Here is a 1,943-nt window from a genome sequence, read left to right on the forward strand (position 1 = left end):
CTGCGCTGGCGTATCGCTGCATACATCGCGCGCCGGCTCCAGCGATGTCCGTTTTGTTCAGCGTCCAATGCTGATTTATTGACACAGTAAGACTAGAAATTCGTAAAAATTCCTTATCAATAGTACCTGTCCTATAGACAGATGCAATCCATTTAAATACCTTAAACATTTGCCTCGCGAAGCGATCACGAGCAGGGTTGCAATTCATAATTTCCACTATTTTAAATAGGGTTCATGCAAACATGCCAAAAATCAATATTTATAATAATGCAAATATTTACGATGTCACACGCCACCATCATGAAGAAACAGATGCGATTTCGAATCGCAACAAAAAAACAATTTCCACTGGCGAGCAGGTGTCGAGTTCTGCCATGCTGGCACGACATCAAGATCAACATATCCAGGCCCTTTCTCAGTTGAATAGAATTGCGCGTCAGTCAACATCAAGTGATTATGCGATCACCCGGGACAAGTCTACGCTCAATAATATTGCCACCCCGCAAGTAGAAATTAAGCAGCAAAAATCCAAGCCAAATTTATTGTACAACGTTAATTACGCCATCCTCGCCCCAAAAGGAGGGCTAAGCAATATTACGTACCCGATGCGGATAGATAATGGAAGACAGCGAAAGTCGAGCAAGGGCGATGGGATTTATTATGCGATGCAGTTTAAAGTGGTTAATAGAAGCGGTCAGAGCATTGGACATGGTTACATTGGATTGCAACCTCGTGAAGATGGCAAAGCGTTGGTGATGTTTTCCGGATTTGGCGGTAATTTCAGTGCGCCAAGCGGCCTACCGACGGCAGATTCAGGCCCAGGAGCTCATAACAGTACGCTAATAGACTTCCAGTATGGTCATACCTACAACCTCACAGTTGAGCGGGACTCCAAGAACCCCAGGATCTTTCACGCCTATGCCCAGGATGTCACAGACCTAAATAATCCCGGTCCCAAGAAATGGGTCAAGGATCTTCACGTGAATCAAGATGCGGGATTGGCCGGAGATGATAAAGGATTTGTCGAGCTTTATGGCGGCACCCCTATCGACAGCAGTGCGCAGATAGCACCAACGAGCGGTAGCTTTTCAGCACCATTTACGATCGATGAAAAAGGCACTGCTACCCACGGCTGGCTCTGGGGATCAAAACTGCAAGGTCGCTTTTGCAATTCGACGACAGGCAGTCAAACGCAGACAAAAGAAAATGGAAAAACAAAGAAAATTGAATTCTCAATTCAAGGAGTTGGTTATCCAAAAAATGTTTGATTTTTTGCAAGCGTCTCGCGAGAGTCGTCGTACACCGCAGATGGAGCTGATATGGCGACGATCTTGTTGTCGAGGACTGTTGGAGTTCGTAAATTCCGCTAAGGATGGTGTTCAAAACTGACAAAGGCCCGCATGTTCAACAGGTCAGTTGCCGTGGACAATAAGGACATGAAACAGACCGACCTGAACCTTGATCTGCCGAACCGGCGGACGCGTAAACGCGTATTTCTTGACGAGATGGAGCGTGTGGTGCCGTGGAAGGAATTCATGGCGCTGATTGCGCCACACACGCCGACGAAGGCAACCGGTCGCAAACCGTTCCCCATTGAAGCGATGCTGCGCATTCATTTTTTGCAGCAGTGGTTCGGCTTGAACGACGTCGCGATGGAGGAGGCGCTGTACGACGTGCCGCTGTACCGCGAATTCACGGGGGCTGGGAGGAATGAGACGGCTGCCGGACCGCGTGAGCATCCTGAGGTTTCGGCATCTGTTGGAGCAACATCAGTTGGCCGAGCAGTTTCTTAAGGCGGTGAACGCGCAACTGAACCGCGCCGGGTTTGTCGGAGACCGCCGAGTTTGGCGCTACGCCGCGCGAGCGGACAGCGCCAGGTTCCGATTGTAAGCCTCCTCTGCTTGCGCCGGCGACACGTACCCGAGCGGGCCGAGCAACCGATG

The 1,943-nt window shown here is 49.7% G+C and carries 1 protein-coding gene and 1 pseudogene; both read left to right on the top strand.

Annotated elements, in window-relative coordinates:
* Nucleotides 1–242: 242 nt before the first annotated feature.
* Nucleotides 243–1,268, top strand: a complete 1,026-nt coding sequence (locus tag BT264_RS39740; RefSeq protein ID WP_218173378.1) for a hypothetical protein — start codon at nt 243–245, stop codon at nt 1,266–1,268.
* Between the two features lie 168 nt (nt 1,269–1,436).
* A pseudogene (locus tag BT264_RS37165) lies at nt 1,437–1,830 on the top strand (transposase); the annotation flags it as partial.
* Nucleotides 1,831–1,943 lie beyond the last annotated feature (113 nt).

Origin of the sequence: Burkholderia sp. NFPP32 (genome assembly GCF_900119325.1) — a bacterium.
GTDB classification, from domain to species: Bacteria; Pseudomonadota; Gammaproteobacteria; order Burkholderiales; family Burkholderiaceae; genus Burkholderia; species Burkholderia pyrrocinia_C.